Below are 23,414 nucleotides of genomic sequence, written 5' to 3' on the forward strand. Positions count from 1 at the left end.
TTCGGGCTCCGCGACGTCCGGCCGTGGGTGGCGTGGTCCCCGTGACCGTGACCGTGACCGTGCCCGTGACCGTGTCCCTGTCCGCGGGCCGGCTCCGCGTCTCACCCGGGGAAGAGCGCCGGTGCCGCGCGTCCACGTGAGGGCGCCGTCCCCGGTGAGGCGCGCGGCCCACTCGGCCGTACGCCGGGGACCGGGGGAGCGTGGCTCCATGTCGGTGTTCGTGGTCCTCTTCTCGGGGGTGGTGTTCCTGCTGGCCGGGCTGCTGGTGGACGGCGGGGCGGCGATGAACGCCCACCTGAAGGCCGCCGACATCGCCGAGCAGGCCGCTCGCGCCGCGGCCGACCAGATCGACGTCGAGACGCTGCGGGCCACCGGCCAGGTGCGGCTGCTCGCCGACGAGGGTGCGGTGTGCGGCGAGGCCGAGAAGATCACGGCGGACCAGGGGGCCGACGGCGTACGCATGACCGAGTGCACCGTGGGCGGCGGCGAGGCCGACGTCACCGTGGCGGTGTCGGTTCACTGGAACGCCTTCTTCCTGTCCGCGCTGGGCTTCGCCGGTTCCGACATGGGGGCCGAGGCCACGGCCGCTCCCGATGCGGGGGACGCGTGACGGGGACGCGGCCGCCCGGCGGGCGGCGGGAGGAGTTCCCCCGCGAGGCTCAGCGTGGGTCCGGGCGGGAAACTCAGCGTGGGTCCGGGCGGGAAACTCAGCGTGGGTCCGGGTGGGAGACCCAGCGGAGTTCCGGGCGTGGCGCGCAGCGGGATGTCGGAGGCGAGACCCCGGCCGGCGGGACGTACGGGCGGGGCCCGCGACCGCGTGCCGAGGGTCTGCCGTCGGTGCTGGGGCCGCAGCGGGCGCCGGAGCACTGGCACGACGACCGGCGGCCGGTACGGCTGAGGACCCGGCGCACGGCCAGGGACGTCCTCGCAGGTTTCGGGGCCCTGGTCGCACTGGCGGGCCTGGTGGGCGGTGTGCCGTACGCGCTGCTCCGGCTCGCGGGGCCGCCCATCAGCGGTGATCTGCTGAACGCGGACCTGTTCACCAGCCACGTCGGCCCCGAGACGATCGTCGCGATTTTGATCCTCCTGGTGTGGCTGGCCTGGCTGCAGCTGTTCCTGTGCGTGATCGTCGAGGTCTACGCGGGGTTGCGGCGGGTCGGCATGCCGGCCCGGGTGCCGCTGTCGGGTGGCACCCAGGCGATCGCGAACCGCCTGGTCTCCGCCGTGCTGTTGCTGTTCACCGCGACCGCGGTGGCGGTGCCCCTCGCCCGCGCCGGCGCCCCGGCCCCGATACGCCCGCAGGTAGCGGCGCTGTCGGCGCCGGTGCCGCAGGCCGACGTGGAGCGACCGGCCCTGCACGCCAGGGAGGTCAAGAAGGTCTACGTGGTCCAGCCTCCGCACGGGCGCCATCACGAGAGCCTGTGGGAGATCGCGGAGAAGTGCCTGGGCGACGGGCGCCGCTATCCGGAGATCTACCGGCTCAACCAGCACAAGGAACAGCCCGACGGCAGCCGGCTGCACATGGCCGACCTCATCCGTCCCGGCTGGGTGCTCGACATGCCGGACGACGCCAGGAACGTTCACGTCGTGCCGGTCGACGAGGACCGGCCGGAGATTCTCAAGGAGCACCGGCACGCGCCCGCCGAACTCGACGGCGGCACCCGGTATGCCGGAGGAGGAGCGACCGGCGGCGAAACCCACACCGACCGGCACACGACCGAGGACCGGCGCGCGACGCCGGATCCGCGTCCCACCGCCGATTCCCGCACCGCCGATTCCCGCACGGCCCATCCCCGCACGGCTCATCCCCATACGGAGAGCACGACGGGAAGCGAGGGGGACACCACCCGGCCCGACCAGGGGACGGCCGACCCCACCGACCGGCCGGGCGAGACCGCCAAACCGGGCGAGACCGCCAGGCCGGGCGACGCGGGCCGTGAGAGGGGCACGGTGACACCCGTGCCGGGAAAGCCCGGGGTCGTGCTGCCGCCGCCCGCGATGCCGCAGGACACCCCTTCGGCGGGCCACACCGGCGACGCGACGGACACGCCCGCCGCCGGTCACGCGACGCGGACCCCGCGTCCGGTCACCACGACCACCGCCCAGCCCGCCGGCGACCAGGAGACCGCGCGGGAGACCCAGCGCACCGCGAGGCCCCCGGCGCAGGGGCGGCCCACGACGGAGGCCAAGGGGGAGGACACCACCGAGGCCACGCCGTCCACGGGAGCGGGCGGACACCACAACGAGGAGACCGGGGAGCGGCACGGCGGGCCGGTCCTCGCCGACTACCTGGCGGCCTCGACACTGGCGGCGGCAGGGCTGCTGGCCCTGCTCGGCCGCAGGCGGCGCGAGCAGTTGTGGCGCCGGGCCTTCGGCCGGCGCATCGCCCGGCCGCGCGGAGACGCCGCCGAGGCCGAGGTCGCGATCCGCCTCGGCGCCGATGCCCCGGGCAGCCGCATGCTCGACATCGGCCTGCGCCTGCTAGGCCGCCTGCTGGCCGACTCCAATCGGCGCCCTCCGACGATCTACGCCGTCCACCTGTCCAACCGGGGGCTCGACCTGTGGATCCACCCGGCCGAACAGGACGCGCCGGAGCCGTGGGAGTCCTGTGACGACGGGCAGGTCTGGCGCCTCCCGGCCCACGAGGGACGCCGCATCGACGAACACACGCTGGCCGGGGCGCCCGCACCCTACCCCGGGCTGGTCTCGCTCGGCACCGGGCAGGGCGGCCGGGTCCTGGTCGACCTGGAGGCCGCCCACGGCGTGATCGCCATCACCGGGGCGCACACCGTCGCCGCCCTGTCCGCGCTCGCCGTCGAACTGGCGACCAACAGGTGGTCCGACCGGATGCGCATCACGCTCGTCGGCTTCGGCGAGGAGCTGACCCTGCTCGCGCCCGAGCGGATCAGGACGGCAGGCAGCCTGGCCGAGGTGCTGCCCGAGTTCGAGGAACGCGCCCGATACGACGGCGACGTGCTGACCGGCCGCGTCCACAGCCGTGTGGCCGATCCCGCCTACACCCCGCACTACCTCCTGTCGGCCATCCGCCCCGACGAGGACGAGGCGCGCCGCCTGGCGCTGCTCGGCAAGGGCACGCGTACGGCCAGCGGCTTCGTGATCGCGGGCGAGGTGCCGCACGCCACCTGGACGTGGGAGGTCGGCGACGACGGCCGCACCCGTGTGGACGCCCTGGGCCTGGACATCGAGGCCCACCTGCTGCCGCGCCGGCACTACGACGCCGTGATCAACCTGTTCCGTACGGCACGGCAGCAGGAGGGCGAGCCGCTCACGCCGGTGATGGAGCGGCTCAGCGAGGAGCCGCCCTCGATCGAGGTGCGCATCCTCGGCCCGATCGAGATCAGCCCGGCGAAACCGCTGGAAGAGGGCCGTGCGGCCCTCGCCCACGAACTCGTCGTCTATCTGGCCACCCATCCCGAGGGGGTTCATCCGGCCGTGCTGGCCGGGGTGCTGTGGCCGCGCGGCGTGCAGCTCGCGGTGCGCGACGCCACGATCGCCAGGGTCGCCGAGTGGCTCGGGCGCGACTCCGAGGGACGCCCCCACCTGTTCGTCGACCGGTCCGGCCGGTTGCGGCTCGGGCCGGAGATCCGTACGGACTGGCGGCTGTTCCAGGACCTCGTACGGCAGGCAGGCGAATGGTCCGCCGCCGGCCCCGACGCCGCCGGCCCCGACGCCGCCGGCCCCGGCGACATGGAGGCCGAGCTGCTGGAGCGCGCGCTGACGCTGGTGCGCGGCCCGCTGCTGAACGGCAGGCCGTCCGACCGGTACGCCTGGCTGGCGGCCGACCCCCTGGAATTCGACGTCACGGCCTGGGTGGCGGACGCCGCCCACGCGCTGTGCGAGATGAGGCTGGCCCGCCACGATCCTCACGGCGCGGTGGCGGCGGTCCGGTCCGGGCTGCTGCTCGCCGCCGACGACGAGGGGCTGTGGCGCGACCTGCTGCGGGCGGCGCACGCCACCGGGGAGCCCGTCAGGTTGCGGGCGGTCGTCGACGGCCTGCTGCGCCGCGCGGCCTCCCATCCGTACGGCGGCGGGATGGCGCCCGAGACGGAGGCGCTCATCGACGAGCTGCTGCCCGACTGGCGCCGGACGGTCTCCCCCGACCTCAGAAACCCCGGCCTCGCAACCCCGGACCTCAGAACCTCACGTCTCGCCTGACCGGAGCCCCAATGCCAGGGACGTCACCCCCCGAATCATGCCGGTCCGCGCACAGCGCCGGCTCGTCGCGGGCCGCCGTTTCCGGATCGACCGCGGCGGTGCGCAGGAGCCCGTCGCCGCGTCCGGCACTCGCCCCGGCCCGTACGTTGCTCCTCCCGGCGTGCATGCTGCTTCTCGCGGGGTGCGCCGTGCGGGATGCGGACCGCGGCTTCACGCCGGGCGGCGGTGCGGAACCGGCCGCGGCGACGGCGGCGACGACCGCGACGGCCGGACACACGCCCGGCACCGAAACGATCACGGCGGCGCCCGGGCTGACAATTGAGGTCGAATGGCCGGACGAGCCCGATCCGGACCGATCGTCGGCGATCAAGGCGTTCGCCGACGACTTCACCGCCCAGTGGCGGGCCGTCGGCACTCTCGGCAAGGACACGTCGTACATCAAGGGGATCGACGTCAAGTCACCCGCCATCCGGGACGCGATCGCCTGGGTGCGCAATTTCCTCGACGACAAGGAGTCGGCCCGGGGCGTGGCCAAGCTCTACGCCCTGAGGGTGCCCGCCGTGGTGGGACGCGGAGCGGAGGTCGACGGCTGCGTCGACCTGACCGGCGTGCGGCTGACCGACCAGGAGGGCACGCCGCTGGCCCGTCAGCCCACCTGGCTGAAACGCCCGCGCGCGGTCTTCCTGCAGACCGCCGGCCTGGTGCACGACGCCGACGGCGGCTGGCGCATCCGGCTTTACCGCTACGCGGACCATTCGGACGAACGTGCGAAGGAGTGCCTGCGATGAGCACGCGGACGAGCGCCAAACCGGGCGCCAGACCGGGCGCCGAATCGGGCGCCGAATCGGGCGCCAGAGCAGGCACCAGAGCAGGCACCAGAGCAGGCGCGAGTACGGTCGTCGCGGTGGCGTTCCTGCTGGCGGGAGCGGTTCTCGCGGTGGGCGCCCCTCCCGCCGCCGCCGACGATCCGGCAGAGGGGCCGCGCGGCGAGGCGTTCCAGAAGGGCAACACCGCCGGCGTCAGGCTGACCAACTCCAAGATCGGTCTGTCCGGCAACGGGCTGGGCGGCAAGAGCGACGGTTATCGGATACCGCAGCCCTGCTGGTACGAGCCGAACTTGTCGGCCGAGGACATGCTCCACCTCCAGGTGCGGGAGAGGAAGGACGCGGTGGAGTCGGGAAACAACTACTCGGAGAACATCAGGGACTACGCGGACAAGGTTGGCGAGAAGGGCAAGTGGTGGGGCATCTCCTATGACGCCAACGACCCGGCGGGAGCGGCCTGCGCCGCCGGGCGCGAGTCGACCGTGTGGGTGCCCGAGGGGACCACACCCGTCGGAGGCATCACCGCGCAGCAGCTCATGCAGATCGCCCGGGCCGCGCTGACCGTGCCGGAGCCGAAGATCAAGCTGAGCCCTGACGTCAAGAGCTACGTCAACCTGCCGACCTGGGTGTGGCTGGACGGAGCCGAGGCGGCGCCCCGGTCCGTCACCGCCACGCTGCCCGGGGTCATGTCCGCCACCGTCACGGCGACGCCGCAGGGCCTCGACATCCACCCCGGCACCGAGGACGAGAACCGGGCCAGGGTGTACAAGGACTGCGGCACCACCGGCAAGCCCTACACCAAGGGTGCAGACAAGGGCGCCGGCACGGGCGCCGACAAGGGCGACGACAGTCCCCCGTGCGGCGTCCGGTATCTCCGTTCGTCCATCGACCAGCCGCGCAAGGCCTACACGCTCACCGTGACGAGCGTCTGGACCGTCGTCGGCAACGACAGCCAGGGCGGCCAGCTCAATTACGACCCGATCCGGGTCTCGGCGACCAGGGACGTGCCCGTCGGCGAGGTCCAGAGCATCGTCAAGAACTGATCCCCCGGCCCCGGCCGGATCCTCCGCTCAGGCGCGCGACTCGTGGGCGAGGAGCCACTCCTTGACCGGGGTGCCGTAGTAGTAGCCGCCGTAGCCACCGGTCGAGGGCAGCACGCGGTGGCACGGCACGAACGGCGCGATCAGGTTCTGCGCACAGGCCGATCCCGCGGCCCGCGCGGCCGTCCTGGGCAGCCCCGCCTTCTCCGCGAGCTGCGCGTACGACACGGTGGTCCCGGCGGGCACGGCGCGCAGCGCCTCGTACAGGCGTTGCCTCGTGGGGGTGCCGGGCTGCTCGGCCGGGATCCGGTCGAGCGCGTCGACCTTCCCCTCGAGGTACTCCCGTACGGCCTCCGCCGCGTCGCCGAGATCGCCCTCCCGCAGCGCGAGCGCCCGCAGGGACGGCGAGAGCCGGGCGAACATCTCGCGCGGGTCGGCGGTGAAACCGGCGGCGACGAGCACGCCGTCGCGGGCGAGCAGAGCGAGGGGACCCACCGGGGTGGGCACGGTCTGGGTGAGGATCATCTGTCGCGTCCTTGTGGTGTGGTGTCTGTGGTCGCTGTGCAAGGTCCGAGCGCTCACGCCGACGGCGGGGGCCCGGCAGGCTGACGGTTCAGGTGGTGGCGGCGTGGCTCCACAGGTGGAGTGCGGCGTACGCGCGCCAGGGCCGCCACCGCTCGGTCTCGTCCGCGGCGATGCCGAGCCGTTCCATCGTCCTGCGCAGCACGAGGTCGCCGTCGGGCCACGCGTCCGGGTCGCGCAGCGCGCGCAGCGCGATGTAGCCGGCCGTCCACGGGCCGATGCCCGGGATCTCCAGCAGCCTGGCGACGGTGTCGCCGGGGTCGCCCGCGCCGTCGAGGTCGATCGCGCCGGAGGCGACCGCCTCGGCCAGCGCCCTGATCGTGGCGACCCTGCGGGTGGTGAGCCCGAGGCCGTCGAGGTCGGCGGCGGCGAGCCCGTCCGCCGTGGGGAACAGCAACGGAACCTGGCTGGGCTCCACCGCCCCGGTGTCGGCGGGCAGCGCGGCCCGGGCGGCGATGCGGCCGAGCAGGGTGCGGGCGCCGGCCACCGAGATCTGCTGCCCGACGACGGCCCGGACCGCCAGTTCGAACCCGTCGTACGCTCCCGGAACGCGCAGCCCGGGACGGGCCGCGACCAGCGGCGCGAGCGACGTCGCGCCGAGGATCTCCCGCACCGCCCCGGGGTCGGCGTCGAGATCGAGCAGCCGGCGGCAGCGTGCGACCAGCCGGGAGAGCAGATGCGCCTCGGTCGTCCGCACGGTGAGCCGGACATGGCCGGCCGCGGGGCGCAGCGTGATCGAGCCGCCGGGCACGGCCCGCGTGTACGCCGTCACGTCGGGCCCCGACCGGCAGACCGCCTCCACCGAGGGGATCGCCCGGGCGGCGAGAAAACGCAGCACCGCCTGCGCGTCGTACGGCTCCCGATGGCCGAGCCGCAGGGTCAGACCGGTCGTGAGAGCGACCGGACCCTGCGTGCCCTGCACCGGCCCGCTGGCCCTGCGCAGCTCACCCGGCGCGAAGCCGTACGACTCCTTCATGGCGGCGTTGAACTGCCGTACGCTGCCGAACCCGGCGGCGAACGCGACGTCGGTGATCGGCAGGGCCGTCTCGGTGAGCAGTTGCTTGGCGAGCAGCAGCCGCCGGGTGCGGGCGACGGCGAGCGGTCCGGTGCCGAGTTCGGCGGCGAACAGGCGGTGCAGGTGCCGCTCGGTCACGTGCAGGCGCCGGGCCAGCCCGGCGACGCCGCTCTCGTCGGCGACCCCGTCGTCGATCAGCCGCAGCGCGCGTCCGACCAGGTCGGCGCGCACGTCCCAGCCGGGGTCGCCGGGGCTCAGCTCAGGGCGGCAGCGGCGGCAGGGACGGAACCCGGCGGCCTCGGCCGCGGCGGCGTGGCGGTAGAAGCGGACGTTGGACCGCGAGGGAGTGCGGGCAGGACAGATCGGGCGGCAGTAGATGCCGGTGGTGGTGACAGCCGTGTAGAAACGCCCGTCGAAGCGGGAATCCCGGGCCGATACGGCGAGGTAGCACGCGTCGAAATCGAGCTGTCGTGTGGTCACGCACACGACGTTATGCGCTGGCCAACGGTGCGGGCTGGCGGAAATCGGACGCGGCCGTCAGAGTGCCGCGCCGGAACCGCGGGGCGGCCTCGCGCGAGACCGGGCAGAGACGTGCCGGGAGTGCTCCCGCGCGAGCTCGGACAACGATGACGCCGCCGTCTACTTGCTGGAGATGCCGACCCCGAGGTCGAACTCGCGGTAGACCCGGGCCCAGAAGCCGTCACGCAGCCACACGCGTGCCTCCGGGTAGGGCCGAAGAGAGTGGCCGAGCTCCTTCTCGGCCTCGATGAGCAGTTCGGTGTCGATCACCGTGGGCAGCAGCGGGCCCGGCAGCAGGTCGCGGATGTTGTCCCGGCCGCGGGTCAGTATCCACTTCTGCGCGACGTGCTCGCCGACCTCCTCGACGCGCGGCCGGCCCGGGCCCAGCTTGGCGACCTGGCCGACGGGCGTCTTCGGCTTGACCGTACGGCCCGCGAAGACCTGGGCGGGCGACGGCGTGGGCGGCACGGGCACGGCGACCGGCACCGGAGCGCGGGTGAAGAACGGACGCAGGAAGTCGGCGCTCAGGATCTCGACGGTGTCCGACTCCCAGACGAGCCGCTCGGCCTGGTTGGTCCCGAACGGCGGTTCGACGCCCCACAGGTGGATGCGCACGCCGTACGCCTGCGCGGCCTCCACGGCGGGCACCATGTCCTCATCTCCGGCGATCAGCACGGTGTCGCTCACGGCGTGGTGACGGGCGAGGGCCTCGAGGTCGCTGCGGATCTGCGCGTCGACGCCCTTCTGCTGGCCGCGGGCGTTCAGGTTGCCCAGCCGCACCTTGACCCAGGGCAACTGCGCGATCACACGCTGGTCCACCGTGGGCACGCGGTCGCGGGCGGCGTCGTACCAGTAGACGCGCAGCAGCTCACCCGGGATGCGTTCGAGCGCGTGTTTCTGCAGGGCCTGAATCAGTTCGTCCGCGGCGACGCGGTACTCCTTACGCTCCTTGGCGCCTAAGAGAACTTCACCGGCGGCCGCGTAAAGATAACCGACGTCCACGAGAACGGCATACTTTGCGGCAATGCCATGTGCGCTGAAGTCCGGGATGGCCATGGTGTCCTCCAGGACTCGTCACTAGATGATCGGCTGACTATATCCCCCCGCTTTCTAGATAGTCCCAACTCTTGAGCCAGTTGACACCCGGTTCGGCCGATGTAATCGGTCCGTGGTATCGGCAGACGCCGTCACCCGCCCGGGAAGAAGGCTCTGCGCCAGGCCCCCGGGCCGTGCGGGAGTCCCAGACGCAGCCGATGTGCCGGATTCCTCCAGTTTCCCGTGCTCGTTCCCGGCGCCGCAGGCGGGGCGCCGCGCGTGGCCGCCCGCGCCGTCAGGGCGATGACGAGGGCGGCGGTCTCCTCGGGGGTGGCGTCTCCCCGGACGATGCTGAGGTACGGCTCCTGGCTGGTCACAGCGGAATGTTCCCGTGCTTCTTCGGGGGCAGCGTGGCCCGCTTGTTGCGGAGGGCGCGCAGCGCGCGGACGATCTGGACCCGGGTGTCCGAGGGCCGGATGACCGCGTCCACGTAGCCGCGCTCGGCCGCCAGATAAGGGTTGGCCAGCGTGTCCTCGTACTCGCTGACGAACCGGGCCCGCGCGGCGTCCGGGTCGTCGGAGGCGGCCAGCTCGCGCCGGTAGAGGATGTTGACCGCGCCCTGCGCTCCCATGACGGCGATCTGGGCGGTCGGCCAGGCCAGATTGACGTCCGCGCCGAGGTGCTTGGACCCCATGACGTCGTACGCCCCGCCGTAGGCCTTGCGGGTGATGACCGTGACCAGCGGCACGGTCGCCTCGGCGTAGGCGTAGAGGAGCTTGGCGCCGCGCCGGATGATGCCGTTCCACTCCTGGTCGGTGCCCGGGAGGAAGCCGGGCACGTCGACGAAGGTCAGCACCGGGATGTTGAAGGCGTCGCAGGTGCGTACGAACCGGGCGGCCTTCTCGGAGGCGGCGATGTCGAGCGTGCCGGCGAAGTTCATCGGCTGGTTGGCGACGACGCCCACGGACCGCCCCTCGACCCGGCCGAAGCCGACGACGATGTTCGGCGCGAAGCCCGCGTGGATCTCCAGGAACTCGCCGTCGTCGAGGACGTGCTCGATGACCGTGTGCATGTCGTACGGCTGGTTGGCCGAGTCGGGGATCAGCGTGTCGAGCTCGCGGTCCTCGTCGGTCGTCTCCAGGTCCGCCTCCACATCGAAGGCCGGCGGATCGTCCATGTTGTTGGACGGCAGGTAGGACAGCAGCGCCCTGGCGAAGTCGAGGCAGTCCTGCTCGTCGGACGCCTCGTAGTGGGCGACGCCGCTCTTCGAGTTGTGCGTGTGCGCGCCGCCCAGCTCCTCGAACGTCACCTCCTCGCCGGTCACGGTCTTGATGACGTCGGGCCCGGTGATGAACATGTGCGACTTCTCCTGCACCATCAGGACGAAGTCGGTCAGGGCGGGGGAGTACACGGCGCCGCCCGCGCACGGGCCCATGATCAGTGAGATCTGCGGGACCACGCCGGAGGCGTGCACGTTGCGCTTGAAGATCTCGGCGTACAGGCCGAGGGAGACCACGCCCTCCTGGATGCGCGCACCGCCCGAGTCGTTGATGCCGATCACCGGGCAGCCGGTCTTGACCGCGTGGTCCATGACCTTGACGATCTTCTCGCCGAAGACCTCGCCCAGCGAGCCGCCGAACACGGTGAAGTCCTGCGCGAACACCGCGACCGGCCGGCCGTCGACCGTGCCGTACCCGGTCACGACCCCGTCGCCGTACGGGCGCTCGCGGTCGAGGCCGAAGGCGGTCGCCCGGTGCCTGGCCAGCTCGTCGAACTCCACGAAGGAGCCCTCGTCCAGGAATGCCGCCAGCCGCTCACGGGCCGTCATCTTGCCCTTGGCGTGCTGCTTCTCCACCGCCCGCTGGGAGCCGGCGTGAGCCGCCTCGCTCCGGCGGCGCTCCAGGTCGGCGATCTTGCCGGCGGTGGTGTGGATGTCGACCTCGTGGGCGCGTCCGGCGCTCATCGCAGGCTCACCGTTCCTCGTGTGCTTTCTCGTGTGCCCGACGTCTCTCCTGTGCTCAGCGGCCCCCGAGTCCCGAACGCCGCTCCGGGTCGCGTCGAATTCATGGCCGACAGGGTAACCAGGCCGGGGCTTCGCGGTCGCGCCGGGGCACGCTCACCGGGATCGCAATTGTCCGGAGGGGGAACGCCCCAGGAACGAGGCCATCGCCTCGTTCGTTCGCCTTTATGACGGCTTTACACAAATGGGGGCTCCATGACGGACGCCGTACACACGCAGGGGTTGTACAAGCGCTTCGGGCAGCAGGTGGCGGTCGGCGGGGTCGACCTGGTCGTGCCGAGGGGCAGCTTCGCCGGCCTGGTCGGTCCCAACGGCGCGGGCAAGACGACGACGCTGAGCATGATCACCGGGCTGTTGCGCCCGGACGGCGGGCGGATCGAGATCGACGGCCACGACGTGTGGGCCGACCCCGTCAGCGTCAAGGCGCACATCGGTGTGCTGCCCGAGGGTCTGCGGCTGTTCGAACGGCTGTCCGGCCGCGAGCTGCTGATGTACTGCGGCCGGTTGCGCGGCATCCCCCTGGACGAGGTCGGCAGGCGCACGGGCGAGCTGCTCAAGGTCATGGACCTGGTCGAGGCGCAGGACAAGCTGGTGGTCGACTACTCCACCGGCATGCGCAAGAAGATCGGCCTCGCGGCGGCGCTGCTGCACAACCCGGGCGTGCTGTTCCTCGACGAGCCGTTCGAGGGCGTCGATCCGGTGTCCGCCAACACGCTGACCGAGGTGCTGCGCAGATACACCGCCTCGGGCTCCACCGTCGTCTTCTCCAGCCATGTGATGGACCTGGTCGAGCGGCTGTGCGACTGGGTGTCGGTGATGAACAAGGGGCTCGTCGTCGCGCAGGGCCCGCTCGACGACGTACGGCGGGGCCGCACGCTCAACGAGGCGTTCCTCGACATCGTCGGCGTGCGCGGCAACGGGGAGGAGGGCCTGTCGTGGCTCGGGTCGCCGGCATGACCTGGTTGTTCGTCCGGCTCAAGCTCAGCCTGGTGCGCGGCGGCCTGCGCGGTGAGACCGGCAAGCAGGTCGGGTTCATCTTCTCGCTCGGCATCGCATTCCTCGCCGCCGTCGCGGGGTTCGGGCTGCTGTCCCTTATCCGGTTCGCGCCGTCCGACGTCGCTCTCGACCTCGTGTCGGCGGCGTTCGCGGTGTTCGCCGTCGGGTGGATCGTCGTGCCGCTGACGGCCTTCGGCCTGGACGAGACGCTCGACCCGGCCCGGCTGGCCCTGTTCCCGCTGACCACCCGGCAGCTCGCGACCGGCATGCTGGCCGCGTCGGCGGCCGGGCCGTGGCCGATCGCCTCGCTGGCCGCGCTGTCCGGCGGCGTGGTCGCGCTCGCCCACGGGCCGGGCGGGGTGCTGCTCGGGGTGCCCGCGGTGGTCCTGCAGTTCGCCTTCTGCCTCACGGTCTCCCGCCTGGTGACCACCGCGCTGTCGGGTGTGCTGCGCACCCGCAGAGGGCGGGACCTGCTCGCGGTCGCCGCCATCTTCGTGGTGCTGCTCGTCCAGGTGCCCAACCTGTTGATCAACCGGGGGCTGTCGGGCGACCCCACGCGAATTCTGGCGTCCGTGGGGGAGGTCCTGCGGTGGACGCCGCCGGGGCTGGCCGCGCACGCGATCGCCGACGGCGGTCTCGCCGGCGTCGCCGAACTGATCGTCGTCGCGGTGGCGGTCGTCGTGCTGGGGTGGCTGTGGATCGCCGCGCTGCGGTACGCACTGGTGCGGCCCGACTCCTCCAGCCAGGGGGGCGGCTCCGTCCGGCGGTCAGGACGGGTCCCGCTCGGCCGGTTCCTGCCTGACGGCATGCTCGGCGCCGTCGTCGCCAAGGAGCTGAAGTACGCCGCGAGAGAGCCGCGGGGCCGGGTGAACTGGATCACCGCGCTCGTGGTCACCCTGATCATCACGCTGTCCATGCAGGGACGGGACGGCGGGGCCGGGCCGGGATCGGTGATCTGGCCCGCCTGCCTGGCGGCCGTCATGATCGGACTGCAGGCGGCCAACTCCTTCGGCATCGACGGCAGGTCGCTGTGGATGAACGCGGTGGCGTTCTCCACCCCGCGCGACGTGCGTACCGACCTGGCCGGGCGGCACCTGTCCATGGCGGTCATCGGGGTGCCGCTGCTGGCCCTGGTGTCGGTGATCGCCGCCCTGCTGGCGGGCGACGCCGTCTGGGCCCTCGCCGCGGTCCCGATCGCCTGGGGTGTGCTCGGCGTCGCCATGGGCGTCGGCGCGCTGACCAGTGTGACCGCGCCGTACACCTACCCCGACCGCCTGAACGCCTTCAGCGGCGCCGCTCCCGGGCAGGGAGGGCAGGCGTTCGCGGCCACCTTCGCCACGATGCTCGTCACCGGCGTGGTCGCGCTGCCGGTCGTGCTGCCGGTCCTGTTCGGCCTGACCTGGTGGGCCGTGCTCGCCGTGCCGTACGGCGTGGCGGCCGCCTGGGCGGGCCGCCGGATCGCCGCGGGCGTCGGCTTCGCCCGCCTCCCCGAACTCCTCGCCGCCGTCTCCCGCCCCACCTGACCGGTCGTCCGCGCTTGAGAGGTCTGATAACCGCCGGTCGAGACCTCTCCCGGCCCGGGATGCTGGCGCCATGAGCACAACGACTGCGGCGACGACCGGCGGACCGGGAGCGGACGAGCAGCCGCCGGTCGACGCCTGGACGGTGATGGAGAGGTTCTACGCGGCCGAGGCCGCGTACGTGGCCTCGGGCGGGTTCGGCAAGGCGAGCTATGACCGGGTCGCCGCTTACCTGGACCCCGAGGTGACCCTGCACCAGGCTCCCGGCCTGCCCTTCACCGGCACGGGAACATGGCGCGGCCATGACGGCATGGAGCGGTTCCTGGCCCGCTTCAGCGAGGTCTGGGAGTCGATGGAGTTCCTGGAGCAGGAGCACTGGGGAGACGAGGACACCGTGGTCGTGCGCAATCGGGTGCGCTTTCGCGCCCGTGCCACGGGCCGGGAAGTCGACACCCTGATCGTGCAGCTGATCACCGTCAGGAACGGGCGCATGCTCGAATGCCGCCCGTTCTATTGGGACCCCGAAGCCGTCGCCGACGCCTGCCGGCCGTGTGACACGGATCGGTGACCTTTCTCGATAACAGAGCGGTCCCGAAGTTATTGCGGTGATTGCGGGGGATTCGGCCCGCCCCTATAACCGTTTGGACCGTTCTAGGGGAGAAATAATGCGCGAAGGCAAGCGGCTGGGCCGTGTGATTTGGGCGCCGGTGGGCGCGGCGGTGCTGAGCGGGCTGGTCATCGGGGCGGCGGCACGCCTCCTGATGCGGGGCATCGCGCTGGCCGTCGGCGGATTGACCGGCATGTCCCTGGCGGGCACGGTCGGGATCCTCGTCGTCTTCGTCGTGCTGGCCCTGCCGGCCGCGGTGACCGCGACCGCGCGTCCGGTGATCATGCATGCCGGCCGGTGGGTGACCGCCGCGCTCACCGGGCTGATGGCCGCGAGGACGGGGGTCAGCGACGCGAAGATCATCGTCCTGGCGGACGACGGCCAGTTGACGCCGATCACGGTGCTGATCGTCGCGTTCGCCGCGATCGTGGTGTTGCACGGGCGGCTCGCCCAATATCTCACCCGCCGCCTCAGGACGCTCCCGGAATCCCCGGCCGAGGTGCTCCCCACTCCGGACGCGCGACCGGTCTGACGGTGCTTCCCACACCGGCCGCACGCCCGGTCTGACCTGCCCGGATTTAGTGGTCTAGTCCAATTGGTGAGACCGCCCTCGGGAGACCGAGCGCGATTCGCTAGCCTTCCAAGCATGGCCGCCATCGCTCCTGCCGAACGACACAACGCCGTAGCGGAGATGCCGGACGAACTCCGCGCTGACGTGCGCCTCTTGGGTGGACTCCTGGGTCAGGTGATCGCCGAACACGGCGGTCCCGACCTCCTCGCCGACGTGGAACGCCTCCGCAAGGCGGTGATCGCCGCCCGGCGTCAGGAGACGACGGCCGACGAGGTCGCGGCCCTGGTGGCCGAGTGGCCCGTCGACCGCGCCGTACAGATCGCCCGGGCCTTCACCTGCTACTTCCACCTCGCCAACCTCGCCGAAGAGCACTATCGGATCCGAATCCTGCGGCAGCGTGACAAGGACGACGTGCCGCTGCGCGAGTCCCTCGCCGAGGCCGTCCAGCGGTTGCGCGGGGACGACCGGCTCCAGGACCTGATCGACGGGCTGGAGTTCCGGCCCGTGCTGACCGCCCATCCCACGGAGGCGCGGCGGCGGGCGATCGTCACCGCCATCCAGCGGATCAGCGCCCAGCTCGACGCCTACAACACTCCCGGCCGGGGCGCCGCCGAGCGGGAGGAGGCTCACCGGCGGCTGCTGGAGGAGATCGACATCCTGTGGCGGTCCGCCCAGCTGCGGCACACCAAGCTCGACCCGCTGGACGAGGTCCGTACGGCGATGGCGGCGTTCGACGAGACGCTGTTCCGCACGGTGCCGCAGATCTACCGCTCGCTCGACGCGGCGCTCGCGCCCGGCACCGGGACGCGGGAGCCGCTGGCAAGGGCGTACATCCGCTACGGCAGCTGGATCGGCGGCGACCGCGACGGCAACCCCAACGTCACCGCCAAGGTGACCAGGGAGGCCATCCAGATCCAGGCCGAGCACGTGCTGATCGCGCTGGAGAACGCGGCCACCCGGATCGGCAGGTCGCTGACGCTGGCCGGAGCCTTCACGCCGCCGTCCGCCGAGCTGCGCGCGGCGCTCGCGCAGGCCGAGGACGACCACCCCGACCTGGTGTCGGAGATGGCCACCCGCTCGCCGCAGGAACCGCACCGCCAGTGGCTCATGTTCGTGGCGGCCAGGATCGCCGCGACCCGCCGCCGCGACCTCGACCTCGCCTACCGCGCGCCGTCGGAGCTGCTGGCCGACCTGCGGCTCGCGCAGGACTCCCTGCGCGGCGCCGGCGCCGTACGGCAGGCCTACGGCGAGGTGCAGCACCTGATCTGGCAGGTCGAGACCTTCGGGTTCCACCTGGCGGAGCTGGAGGTGCGCCAGCATTCGGCGGTGCACGCCGCGGCGCTGAAGGAGATCGCCTCGGGCACGCTGTCGGAGCGCACCGAGGAGGTCCTGGCCACGATCCGGGTGATCGGCTGGATCCAGGAGCGCTTCGGCGTGACCGCCTGCTCCCGCTACGTCGTCTCGTTCACCCGCTCCGCCGACGACATCGCCGCGGTGTACGAGCTGGCCAGGCACGCCATGGGCGAGCGCGCCCCGGTGCTCGACGTGGTCCCCCTGTTCGAGTCGGGCGAGGACCTCGACAACTCCACCGTCGTGCTGGAGGGCATGGCCGCCCTGGAGCCCGTGCGCCGGCGGCTCGCCGAGAACGGGCGGCGCATGGAGGTCATGCTCGGCTACTCCGACTCGGCCAAGGAGCTCGGCCCGGCGGCGGCCACTTTGCGCCTGTACGACGCGCAGGCGGCGCTGACCGCGTGGGCCGCGGCCAACGACATCACACTCACGCTCTTCCACGGCCGCGGCGGTGCGCTCGGCCGGGGCGGCGGACCGGCCAACCGCGCCGTGCTCGCCCAGGCCCCCGGCTCGGTCTCCGGCCGGTTCAAGGTCACCGAGCAGGGCGAGGTCATCTTCGCGCGGTACGGCCACTCGGCCATCGCCAAGCGGCACATCGAGCAGGTCACCAACGCCGTGCTGCTCGCGTCCACCTCGGCGGTGGAGTCGAGCACGGCCGAGGCGGCGGCGAAGTTCCGCCGGCTGGCCGACACCGTGGCATCCGCCTCCGAGCGCGCCTACCGGGGGCTGACCGAGGCCCCGGGCTTCCCCGAGTGGTTCGCGCTGGTCAGCCCGCTGGAGGAGCTCGGCTCCCTGCGGCTCGGCTCCCGGCCCGCGCGGCGCGGCCTCGGCGCGCCCCGTTCCCTGGACGACCTGCGGGCCATCCCGTGGGTGTTCTCGTGGGCCCAGACGCGGGTCAACCTCCCCGGCTGGTACGGCCTGGGCAGCGGCCTGGCGGCCGTGGTCACCGACGGCGGCATGGCCGAACTGCGCTCGGCGTATCAGGAGTGGCCGCTGTTCGCCGCGATGCTGGACAACGCGGAGATGTCGCTGGCCAAGACCGACCGGTCCATCGCGTCCCGCTACCTCGCGCTGGGCGGCCGGACCGACTTCGCCGAGCAGGTTCTGGAGGAGTACGACCTGACGAGGCGGCTCGTGCTGGAGGTGACCGGCCACGCCCGCCTGCTGGAGAACCGGCGGGTGCTGTCGCGCGCCGTCCAGCTGCGCGACCCCTACGTGGACGCGCTCAGCCACCTGCAGCTGCGGGCGCTGTCGGTGCTGCGGGGGCCGGGCGACCTCTCGGAGGAGGAGCGCGAGCGCCTGTCCACGCTGCTGCTGCTCAGCGTGAACGGTGTGGCGGCAGGTCTGCAGAACACCGGCTGACGCCTCGGCCGGGGGCGCGAGCCTGCTCGCCGAGGCCCCGGCGATCGCTTCGGGAGGGTCCCGCCGGTCCGGCCGGCCGGGGCCCTGCCGTCGCGGTGCGAGAGCGGGCGCCGCACCGCCGGGTCAGGCGGTGCGGTCAGGCGGTGCCGGCCTGCCCGACGTCGATCCGCCCGACCTCAATCCGCTCCGGGCAGGCGTAGATGTTGAAGCGCTCCTCGCGCAGGAATCCCACGAGCGTGACGCCGAACTCCCGCGCCAGATCGACGGCGAGCGAGGAGGGCGCCGACACGGCGCAGACGATCTGGATCCCGGCGCTCGCGGCCTTCTGCATGATCTCGTAGCTGACCCGGCCGCTGACCAGCAGGACATGCCGGTCGAGAGGGGTCCGGCCGCCGAGCAGCGCCCAGCCCACCAGCTTGTCCACGGCGTTGTGCCGTCCCACGTCCTCCCGCACGGCCACGGGCGTGCCGTCGGGGGTGAACAGCCCGGCGGCGTGCAGCCCGCCCGTCCTGCCGAACACGCCCTGGGCCTCCCGCAGCCGGTCCGGCAGGCTGTACAGGGTCGTGGCGGACACGCCGACCGGCGGGCGCACGGCCGGCACGGCGCAGCGGTCGCGCAGGGCGTCGAGGCTCGCCGTGCCGCAGACGCCGCACGCGCTCGACGTAAGGAAGTTGCGCGCCAGCGCGCCGAGGTCGGGCAGCCGGGGGGCGGTGAGCCGCACGGTCACGGTGTTGTAGCGCGCCTCGGGGTCCAGATCCTCGTCGGTGCAGTAGCCGATGGCGGCGATGTCGCCGGGGCCCGCGATGCCCTCGCCGTGCAGGAAGCCCGCCGCGAGCTCAAAGTCCGCGCCCGGGGTCCGCATCGTGATCGCCACCGTACGGCTCTCGCCCCCTGCCAGGAGCCGGATCTCCAGCGGCTCCTCCGTGGCGAGGTCGTCACGCCGGTCGCGTACGGACGATCCGGACACCCTCCGGACGCGTGCGCGCGTGACGGGCCCCAGCCGAGCCGAGGGCCGCGCCGCGCCGTCCCGTTCCATGTGCCGTCTCCTCCAGGGCGTGGCTGCCGTTCTTTCCGGTACGCAGCCTGCCACGCCGCGTCTCAGCCGTCGCGCGCCGGGTGGGGTGAGGCAGGAGCCGGGGGGTGTGAGGGGGAGACGGCGCACAGACGTGTCACGGCGCGGGCGACGGACGCCACCGAAATGTCGGCCATGCAGGCGGGGCCGTCCGGGGACAGCGGGCAGCCGGCCGTCCACCAGCACGGCTGCTCGGTGATGGCCGTGGGCCGCCGGTGCGGGCAGGACGCCAGCCCCTGGAGGTCGACGGCCTCCATGCCGTCCGGGAGGTCATCCCGGGGGCCGGGGGAGTCCGCGATGCCGTACCGGGCGGCCCAGGTGGGCCCGAACAGCCCCACGGTGGCCGCCCCGGCCGCTGCGGCCAGCCGCAGCGGCCCGGTGTCGCCGCCCACGACCACGCCGCCGCGACGCGCCACCGCGGCGAAGCACGCGGCGAGCCCGCGCAGCCCGCACCGCGGCAGCACGGCCACTTCCGGGCCGAATATCGCCCGCACCGCGCCGCGCTTGGGCGGCGCGTCGGGTGTGAGCAGGGGATGGCCGCGCCGGGCCAGCAGCGCGGCGAGTCGGCACCAGCGCTCGGAGGGCCACCGCTTCACGTCCATGCCCGCATCCGTGATCAGCACGATCGGGGGCCGCGCCGTGCCTGCCGGGATGAGTGGCGGAGTGCCTGCCGGGAGGTGGCGTGCGAGTGTCGTCTCGCCCTCCGCGATCTCTGCGGACGTCAGGCGCACGGCCGGACGGGCACGGACGTCCTCGGGCCGCAGCAGCCCCTCGGCGAGCAGTATCCGCAGGTAGCGTTCGCCGACCGGCTCGTCGGGCGGCGGGCGGCGCCACAGGTCGGTGACGCATCGGGCGCCCGAGGCGGCGAGGAGATCCGGGATGCCGTCGTAGCGGGTGGTGGTGACCGCGAGGTCCGGGCGCCGGGCGGCCAGGGCGTCGGCCACGGCCTCCCGCTCCGCGCCCGCGCCGTCGTGACGGGGGGTGAGCACGCGCGTGACGGCGGGGTCGCCGCGCAGGAGGGCGGCGCCGGGCTCGTGCGTGAGCACGCGCAGTGACGCGCCCGGATTGCGCAGTGCCAGGCCGTGCACGACGGGCAGCAGCATCACCAGGTCGCCGATTCCGCCGAGCAGGTCGACGACCAGGATCTCCCGGTACGGCTCACGCATTCCGGCCGCCGAGCGGGCGGCGCGGGCCGGCCAGGGTCTCGTACAGCGCCCGGTGGGCGGCGGCGACCCGCGACCAGGAGTGGCGGGCGGCGAGCCGCCGGGCCGTGCGGCGCATGCGCCGCCGCGCCCCGGGGTCGTCGAGCAGCGGCCCGACGGCGTCCACGATGGCGGCGGCGTCGCGGCGGGCCCGGATCACGGCGACGGTCTCCCCGAGCGGGAGGGCGGGGTCGGGTTCGTCCGGCACGGTGACCGCGGTCGGCAGTCCGTGCGCCAGCATCGTGAGCAGCGCGCCGCTCTTGGTCGTCACCCCGGCGGTGAAGGGCAGGACGCCCGCGTCCGCCGCGTGCAGGAGCTCCGACACCCGCGCGGCGGGCAGGTGCCCGGTGAAGGTCACCGCGTCCGCGACGCCGTGTCGCGCGGCCAGCGCCTCCAGTTCGGCGCGGAAGGCCAGGGCCTCGGCCTCCGGCAGCGCCTGGGAGGTGAAGCCGCCCACGACCAGCAGGCGCAGGCCGGGGCGGGCCGCGCACAGCGTGGGCAGGGCCTCGATGAGCTGCCGCACTCCTTTCACGGGGTGCACGAATCCGAAGAAGGCGAGCAGCGGGTCGTCCCGGCGCATGCCGAGCCGGTCCCGCACCCGCACGCGCGCCTGCCCCGCGCCGCCGTGATCGACGACGTTCGGTGCCAGCGGCACCTCCACGGCGGCGGTCCCCACGCGCCGCCTCACCTGCCGGGCGTGGGAGGCGTTGGTCACGACCACGAGGGCGCTCGCGGGCACCAGCCGCCCGGTCTCCCGGTCCCACAGGCGTGCGCGTTCGAGGGGGCGCCAGACGGGGTCGGGGACCCATCCGGGGGCCGCCCACCAGCCGTACTCGTGCAGGGTCGTCACCAGCGGCGCCCCGGGCGGCAGCAGAGACGGCAGCAGTCCTGGCATCCCGGAGAACCGGTAGGCCGAAGGGGCGAACTGCACGTGAACGACGTCCGGGCGCAGCCGCCGCACCCGCCGGGCCGCGTCGAGTGTGGCCGGCAGCCAGTGCCAGGGGGAGCGGGATCCCGGCGATCCCACGGGCACGCGCACCGCCTCGACTCCGGCGTCGCCGAGCGCGCCGACGAGCCGTTCGACGTAGTCGCCGACGCCGTCGCGGTCGGCGGGCCCGGGACCGTGGACCATGGCCACGCGAATCCGGCCCCTCTCCGTCACGTCCGCCTCCCCACCCCGGCTTCCCCCGGCTAACGGTTACGGCGACCGGCCTGCCGGGCCGGTGCCGGCACGCCTCCGGCGTCCACGGCACCCGCCGTGCTCTGGCCCCCTCCCCGGTGCCGCAGAAGAGGTGTTCGCAGCGGGACCGGCCGCGCCGTCGCGCGGGGAGGGTGCCCGAGGGACTTACGGGGCAAACCATGCGTTTATGAGGCTTTGTGTCCCGTTTTCGAGGGGTACGCGCAGGAGATGGAACATCCCGCGGCGCTCGCAGGCACGCCGGTCCCGTGGCGGAGCCTCGCCCGCGTGCTCGTGATCCGCCCGGACAACCTCGGCGACGTCGTGATGGCGGGGCCGGCGCTGCGGGCGCTGCGGCGGGCCGCCCCCCGCGCCCGGCTGGACCTGCTGGCCGCCCCCGCGGGCGCCGCCGCGGCCGCGCTGCTCCCCGAGGTGGACGGCGTGCTCACCGCCTCGGTCTCGTGGCAGAAGACGGGCGGGGAGGACGTCCCGGTCACCGACGACCTGGACCTCGTCGAGCGGATCCGGTGGGGCGGTTACGAGGCGGCGGTGATCCTGACCTCGTTCTCCCAGGCGCCCTGGCCGGCCGCGTACCTCTGCCGGCTCGCCGGGGTGCCCGTACGGGTCGGCATGTCCAAGGAGTTCGGCGGGGCGGGGCTGACCCACTGGGTGCCCTCGCCGCCGGACGAGACCCACCAGGTGGACCGCGCGCTGTACATGCTCGAACGGGCGGGCGTCCCTCCGGTCGAGGGCAGGCTGCGCGTGCGCGTGCCCGCCGAGGCGGCCCGTACGGCCCGCCGCCTGCTCGGCGTCGTCGCGGGCGGCCGGCCCGCAGCGGGCGGCCATGGGGACGGCCATGGGGACGGCCACGGAGACGGTCGTGGGGACGGCCGCAGGCGGCAGTGCGTGTTGCTCCTCCCAGGGGCCTCCTGCTCCGCGCGGCGGTATCCGGCCGACCGGTTCGCCCGGGTGGCCGGGCTGCTCACGGCCGCCGGGCTGCGGGTCGTCGTGGCGGGCACGGCCAGGGAGACGCCGCTCGTCGAGGCCACCGGCGACGGCGTGCCCGGAGCGGTGATGCTGCCGGGCCGGTTCGACGTGCCGGTCCTGGCGGCGCTCATCGCCGCCGTCGACGTGGTCGTGTGCAACAACAGCGGCGGGGCACACCTGGCCAGCGCGGCCGGCACGCCCGTGGTCGTGCTGTTCTCCGGCACCGAGCAGGTGGAGCAGTATCGGCCGCGGTTCGGCCCGGCGTCGATCCTCACCGTGCCGACCGCGTGCTCGCCCTGCCGTCAGTTCGCCTGCCCCTTCGCCCTCGGCTGCCTCGACATCCCGCCGGAGCAGGTCGCCGCCGAGGCGCTGCGCCTGGCCGACGAGCGCGGCGGCCCCTGGTGGCGGACCCCTGCGGGCACGCGGGACGCGCACCGAGACGGGTGAGCGCCTTCGGTGGCCTTCACTCGTAACGCAGGATGTCCCCGGGCTGACAGCCGAGGGCGTCGCACAGACGCGTCAGTGTGGAGAAGCGGATGGCTTTGGCGTGTCCGTTCTTCAGGATCGACAGATTCACGACCGCGATCTCGACCCGCTGGGACAGCTCTGTCAGGGTCATGCCCCGCTCGTTGAGCAGTTCGTCGAGACGCACACGGATAGCCGGTTCGGCCATCAGACCGTCGCCTCGACTTCTTCCAGCAGGACCAGGCCCCGTCTCACGATCTCCGAGACGCTCAGGGCCACGACACCCGCCACGACCGTCCCGAGCAGAGCACTCGACGGAAGGTGGAGCTGGGCATTCGCCCCCAGCAGGATCGAGGCGAGCATCGCTTCCGCGAACATGCTCAGCAGCGCCGAGGCGAGCGAGCCCAGGATGAGAATCCAGCCGAGCCTGCGGAGCAGGGTGACGGTGATGCCGGAGAACAGCGCCCTGTCGCCAGATCTGGCACGGCGGATCGCGCGGACGAGGGTCAGGAGCGCGAGCAGGCCGGTGACGGTCGCGGGGGCCCAGAGCAGCAGGTAGAGACCCGCGGCGAGGGGGCTGGGGGCGTCGGGGCGCACCACCACCTCGACCGTCGCGCTGCTGATCGTCGCGTCGGCCGCCAGGTCGACGGAAGGCGCGGGCGCGCCGAACGCGCGCAGGGGAATGCCCATCCCGTTCGGTGTGAAGCCGACAGCCATCACGACGGTGGAGGCGAACGCCGTCACGGCGGCCAGGAGGCCCAGCACGAGACCGATGGTCAGTAGGACTTCTAAGCGGGTGAGCCACCGAATCGACATAACGATAATCGTAGTTAACGATTCTCGTTATGTCCACTGCTCGCTTCGTCCACGGTGCTGCCCGATCCTGCGCGGCGG

At 73.2% G+C, this 23,414-nt stretch carries 20 protein-coding genes; 10 read left to right on the top strand and 10 right to left on the bottom strand.

What is annotated here, in order from left to right:
- The first annotated feature begins 208 nt into the window (after positions 1-208).
- The 4 genes from ACQPZZ_RS07335 (at position 209) to ACQPZZ_RS07350 (ending at position 6,043) form a co-directional block, all read left to right on the top strand.
- Positions 209-610 carry a pilus assembly protein TadG-related protein gene (locus ACQPZZ_RS07335; protein WP_432930104.1) on the top strand — a complete coding sequence of 134 codons (402 nt, stop codon included), beginning with the start codon at positions 209-211 and terminating at the stop codon, positions 608-610.
- A 227-nt stretch (positions 611-837) separates the two neighbouring features.
- On the top strand, positions 838-4,176 hold the full coding sequence (locus ACQPZZ_RS07340; protein ID WP_432930106.1) for a hypothetical protein: 3,339 nt from the start codon (positions 838-840) through the stop codon (positions 4,174-4,176).
- A 188-nt stretch (positions 4,177-4,364) separates the two neighbouring features.
- Positions 4,365-4,964, top strand: coding sequence for a hypothetical protein (locus ACQPZZ_RS07345; protein ID WP_432930108.1), 600 nt, complete (start codon positions 4,365-4,367; stop codon positions 4,962-4,964).
- Entirely contained in the window at positions 4,961-6,043 is a 1,083-nt protein-coding gene (locus ACQPZZ_RS07350) for a hypothetical protein (protein WP_432930110.1), read from the top strand. The genes ACQPZZ_RS07345 and ACQPZZ_RS07350 overlap by 4 nt, the downstream gene beginning before the upstream one ends.
- Positions 6,044-6,070: 27 nt before the next feature.
- Here the strand turns inward: ACQPZZ_RS07350 and ACQPZZ_RS07355 are convergent, their stop codons facing one another.
- From ACQPZZ_RS07355 to ACQPZZ_RS07375, 5 genes are all read right to left on the bottom strand, one after another.
- Positions 6,071-6,565, bottom strand: a complete 495-nt coding sequence (locus ACQPZZ_RS07355; RefSeq protein WP_363639640.1) for a methylated-DNA--[protein]-cysteine S-methyltransferase — start codon at positions 6,563-6,565, stop codon at positions 6,071-6,073.
- An 88-nt stretch (positions 6,566-6,653) separates the two neighbouring features.
- A complete protein-coding gene (locus tag ACQPZZ_RS07360) occupies positions 6,654-8,117 on the bottom strand; it encodes an Ada metal-binding domain-containing protein (RefSeq protein ID WP_432930113.1) in 1,464 nt (487 codons plus the stop codon).
- A 159-nt stretch (positions 8,118-8,276) separates the two neighbouring features.
- On the bottom strand, positions 8,277-9,158 hold the full coding sequence (locus ACQPZZ_RS07365; protein WP_363639644.1) for an NYN domain-containing protein: 882 nt from the start codon (positions 9,156-9,158) through the stop codon (positions 8,277-8,279).
- A gap of 185 nt (positions 9,159-9,343) precedes the next feature.
- A complete protein-coding gene (locus ACQPZZ_RS07370; RefSeq protein WP_432930116.1) occupies positions 9,344-9,568 on the bottom strand; it encodes an acyl-CoA carboxylase subunit epsilon in 225 nt (74 codons plus the stop codon).
- Complete coding sequence (locus ACQPZZ_RS07375) at positions 9,565-11,154, bottom strand: acyl-CoA carboxylase subunit beta (RefSeq protein WP_363639648.1); 1,590 nt, start codon at positions 11,152-11,154, stop codon at positions 9,565-9,567. Before ACQPZZ_RS07375 ends, ACQPZZ_RS07370 begins: the two co-directional genes overlap by 4 nt.
- Before the next feature lie 252 nt (positions 11,155-11,406).
- Between ACQPZZ_RS07375 and ACQPZZ_RS07380 the strand changes: the two genes are divergently transcribed.
- The 5 genes from ACQPZZ_RS07380 to ACQPZZ_RS07400 all read left to right on the top strand — a co-directional run bounded on the left by ACQPZZ_RS07380 (position 11,407) and on the right by ACQPZZ_RS07400 (position 17,617).
- Positions 11,407-12,168: an ABC transporter ATP-binding protein gene (locus tag ACQPZZ_RS07380; RefSeq protein WP_432930118.1), complete on the top strand. Its 762-nt coding sequence runs from the start codon at positions 11,407-11,409 to the stop codon at positions 12,166-12,168.
- Positions 12,147-13,730 carry a hypothetical protein gene (locus tag ACQPZZ_RS07385; RefSeq protein ID WP_432930120.1) on the top strand — a complete coding sequence of 528 codons (1,584 nt, stop codon included), beginning with the start codon at positions 12,147-12,149 and terminating at the stop codon, positions 13,728-13,730. Before ACQPZZ_RS07380 ends, ACQPZZ_RS07385 begins: the two co-directional genes overlap by 22 nt.
- A 70-nt stretch (positions 13,731-13,800) precedes the next feature.
- A complete protein-coding gene (locus ACQPZZ_RS07390) occupies positions 13,801-14,295 on the top strand; it encodes a nuclear transport factor 2 family protein (protein WP_432930121.1) in 495 nt (164 codons plus the stop codon).
- Between the two features lie 97 nt (positions 14,296-14,392).
- The gene (locus ACQPZZ_RS07395; protein ID WP_432930123.1) at positions 14,393-14,866 is read left to right on the top strand and encodes a hypothetical protein; all 474 of its coding nucleotides are present in this window, start codon (positions 14,393-14,395) and stop codon (positions 14,864-14,866) included.
- A 114-nt stretch (positions 14,867-14,980) separates the two neighbouring features.
- On the top strand, positions 14,981-17,617 hold the full coding sequence (locus ACQPZZ_RS07400; protein WP_432930125.1) for a phosphoenolpyruvate carboxylase: 2,637 nt from the start codon (positions 14,981-14,983) through the stop codon (positions 17,615-17,617).
- 136 nt (positions 17,618-17,753) lie between these two features.
- Here ACQPZZ_RS07400 and fdhD read toward each other — a convergent pair whose 3' ends face one another.
- The 3 genes from fdhD to ACQPZZ_RS07415 all read right to left on the bottom strand — a co-directional run bounded on the left by fdhD (position 17,754) and on the right by ACQPZZ_RS07415 (position 21,053).
- Positions 17,754-18,653, bottom strand: coding sequence for a formate dehydrogenase accessory sulfurtransferase FdhD (fdhD, locus tag ACQPZZ_RS07405; protein WP_432930127.1), 900 nt, complete (start codon positions 18,651-18,653; stop codon positions 17,754-17,756).
- A gap of 62 nt (positions 18,654-18,715) precedes the next feature.
- Positions 18,716-19,855, bottom strand: coding sequence for a glycosyltransferase family 9 protein (locus ACQPZZ_RS07410; RefSeq protein ID WP_432930129.1), 1,140 nt, complete (start codon positions 19,853-19,855; stop codon positions 18,716-18,718).
- The gene (locus ACQPZZ_RS07415) at positions 19,848-21,053 is read right to left on the bottom strand and encodes a glycosyltransferase family 4 protein (protein WP_432930131.1); all 1,206 of its coding nucleotides are present in this window, start codon (positions 21,051-21,053) and stop codon (positions 19,848-19,850) included. The genes ACQPZZ_RS07410 and ACQPZZ_RS07415 overlap by 8 nt, the downstream gene beginning before the upstream one ends.
- 246 nt (positions 21,054-21,299) lie before the next feature.
- Here ACQPZZ_RS07415 and ACQPZZ_RS07420 point away from each other — a divergent pair, with 246 nt between their 5' ends.
- The gene (locus tag ACQPZZ_RS07420; protein WP_432930133.1) at positions 21,300-22,502 is read left to right on the top strand and encodes a glycosyltransferase family 9 protein; all 1,203 of its coding nucleotides are present in this window, start codon (positions 21,300-21,302) and stop codon (positions 22,500-22,502) included.
- Positions 22,503-22,518: 16 nt separating this feature from the next.
- On the opposite strand, the gene ACQPZZ_RS07425 is transcribed toward ACQPZZ_RS07420, so the two are convergent.
- Both ACQPZZ_RS07425 and ACQPZZ_RS07430 read right to left on the bottom strand, forming a co-directional pair.
- Entirely contained in the window at positions 22,519-22,728 is a 210-nt protein-coding gene (locus ACQPZZ_RS07425) for a helix-turn-helix domain-containing protein (protein WP_432930135.1), read from the bottom strand.
- Entirely contained in the window at positions 22,728-23,336 is a 609-nt protein-coding gene (locus ACQPZZ_RS07430) for a DUF2975 domain-containing protein (RefSeq protein ID WP_432930137.1), read from the bottom strand. Before ACQPZZ_RS07430 ends, ACQPZZ_RS07425 begins: the two co-directional genes overlap by 1 nt.
- Positions 23,337-23,414: the final 78 nt, after the last annotated feature.

The organism is Microbispora sp. CA-135349 (assembly GCF_050947365.1).
Classification (GTDB): domain Bacteria; phylum Actinomycetota; class Actinomycetes; order Streptosporangiales; family Streptosporangiaceae; genus Microbispora.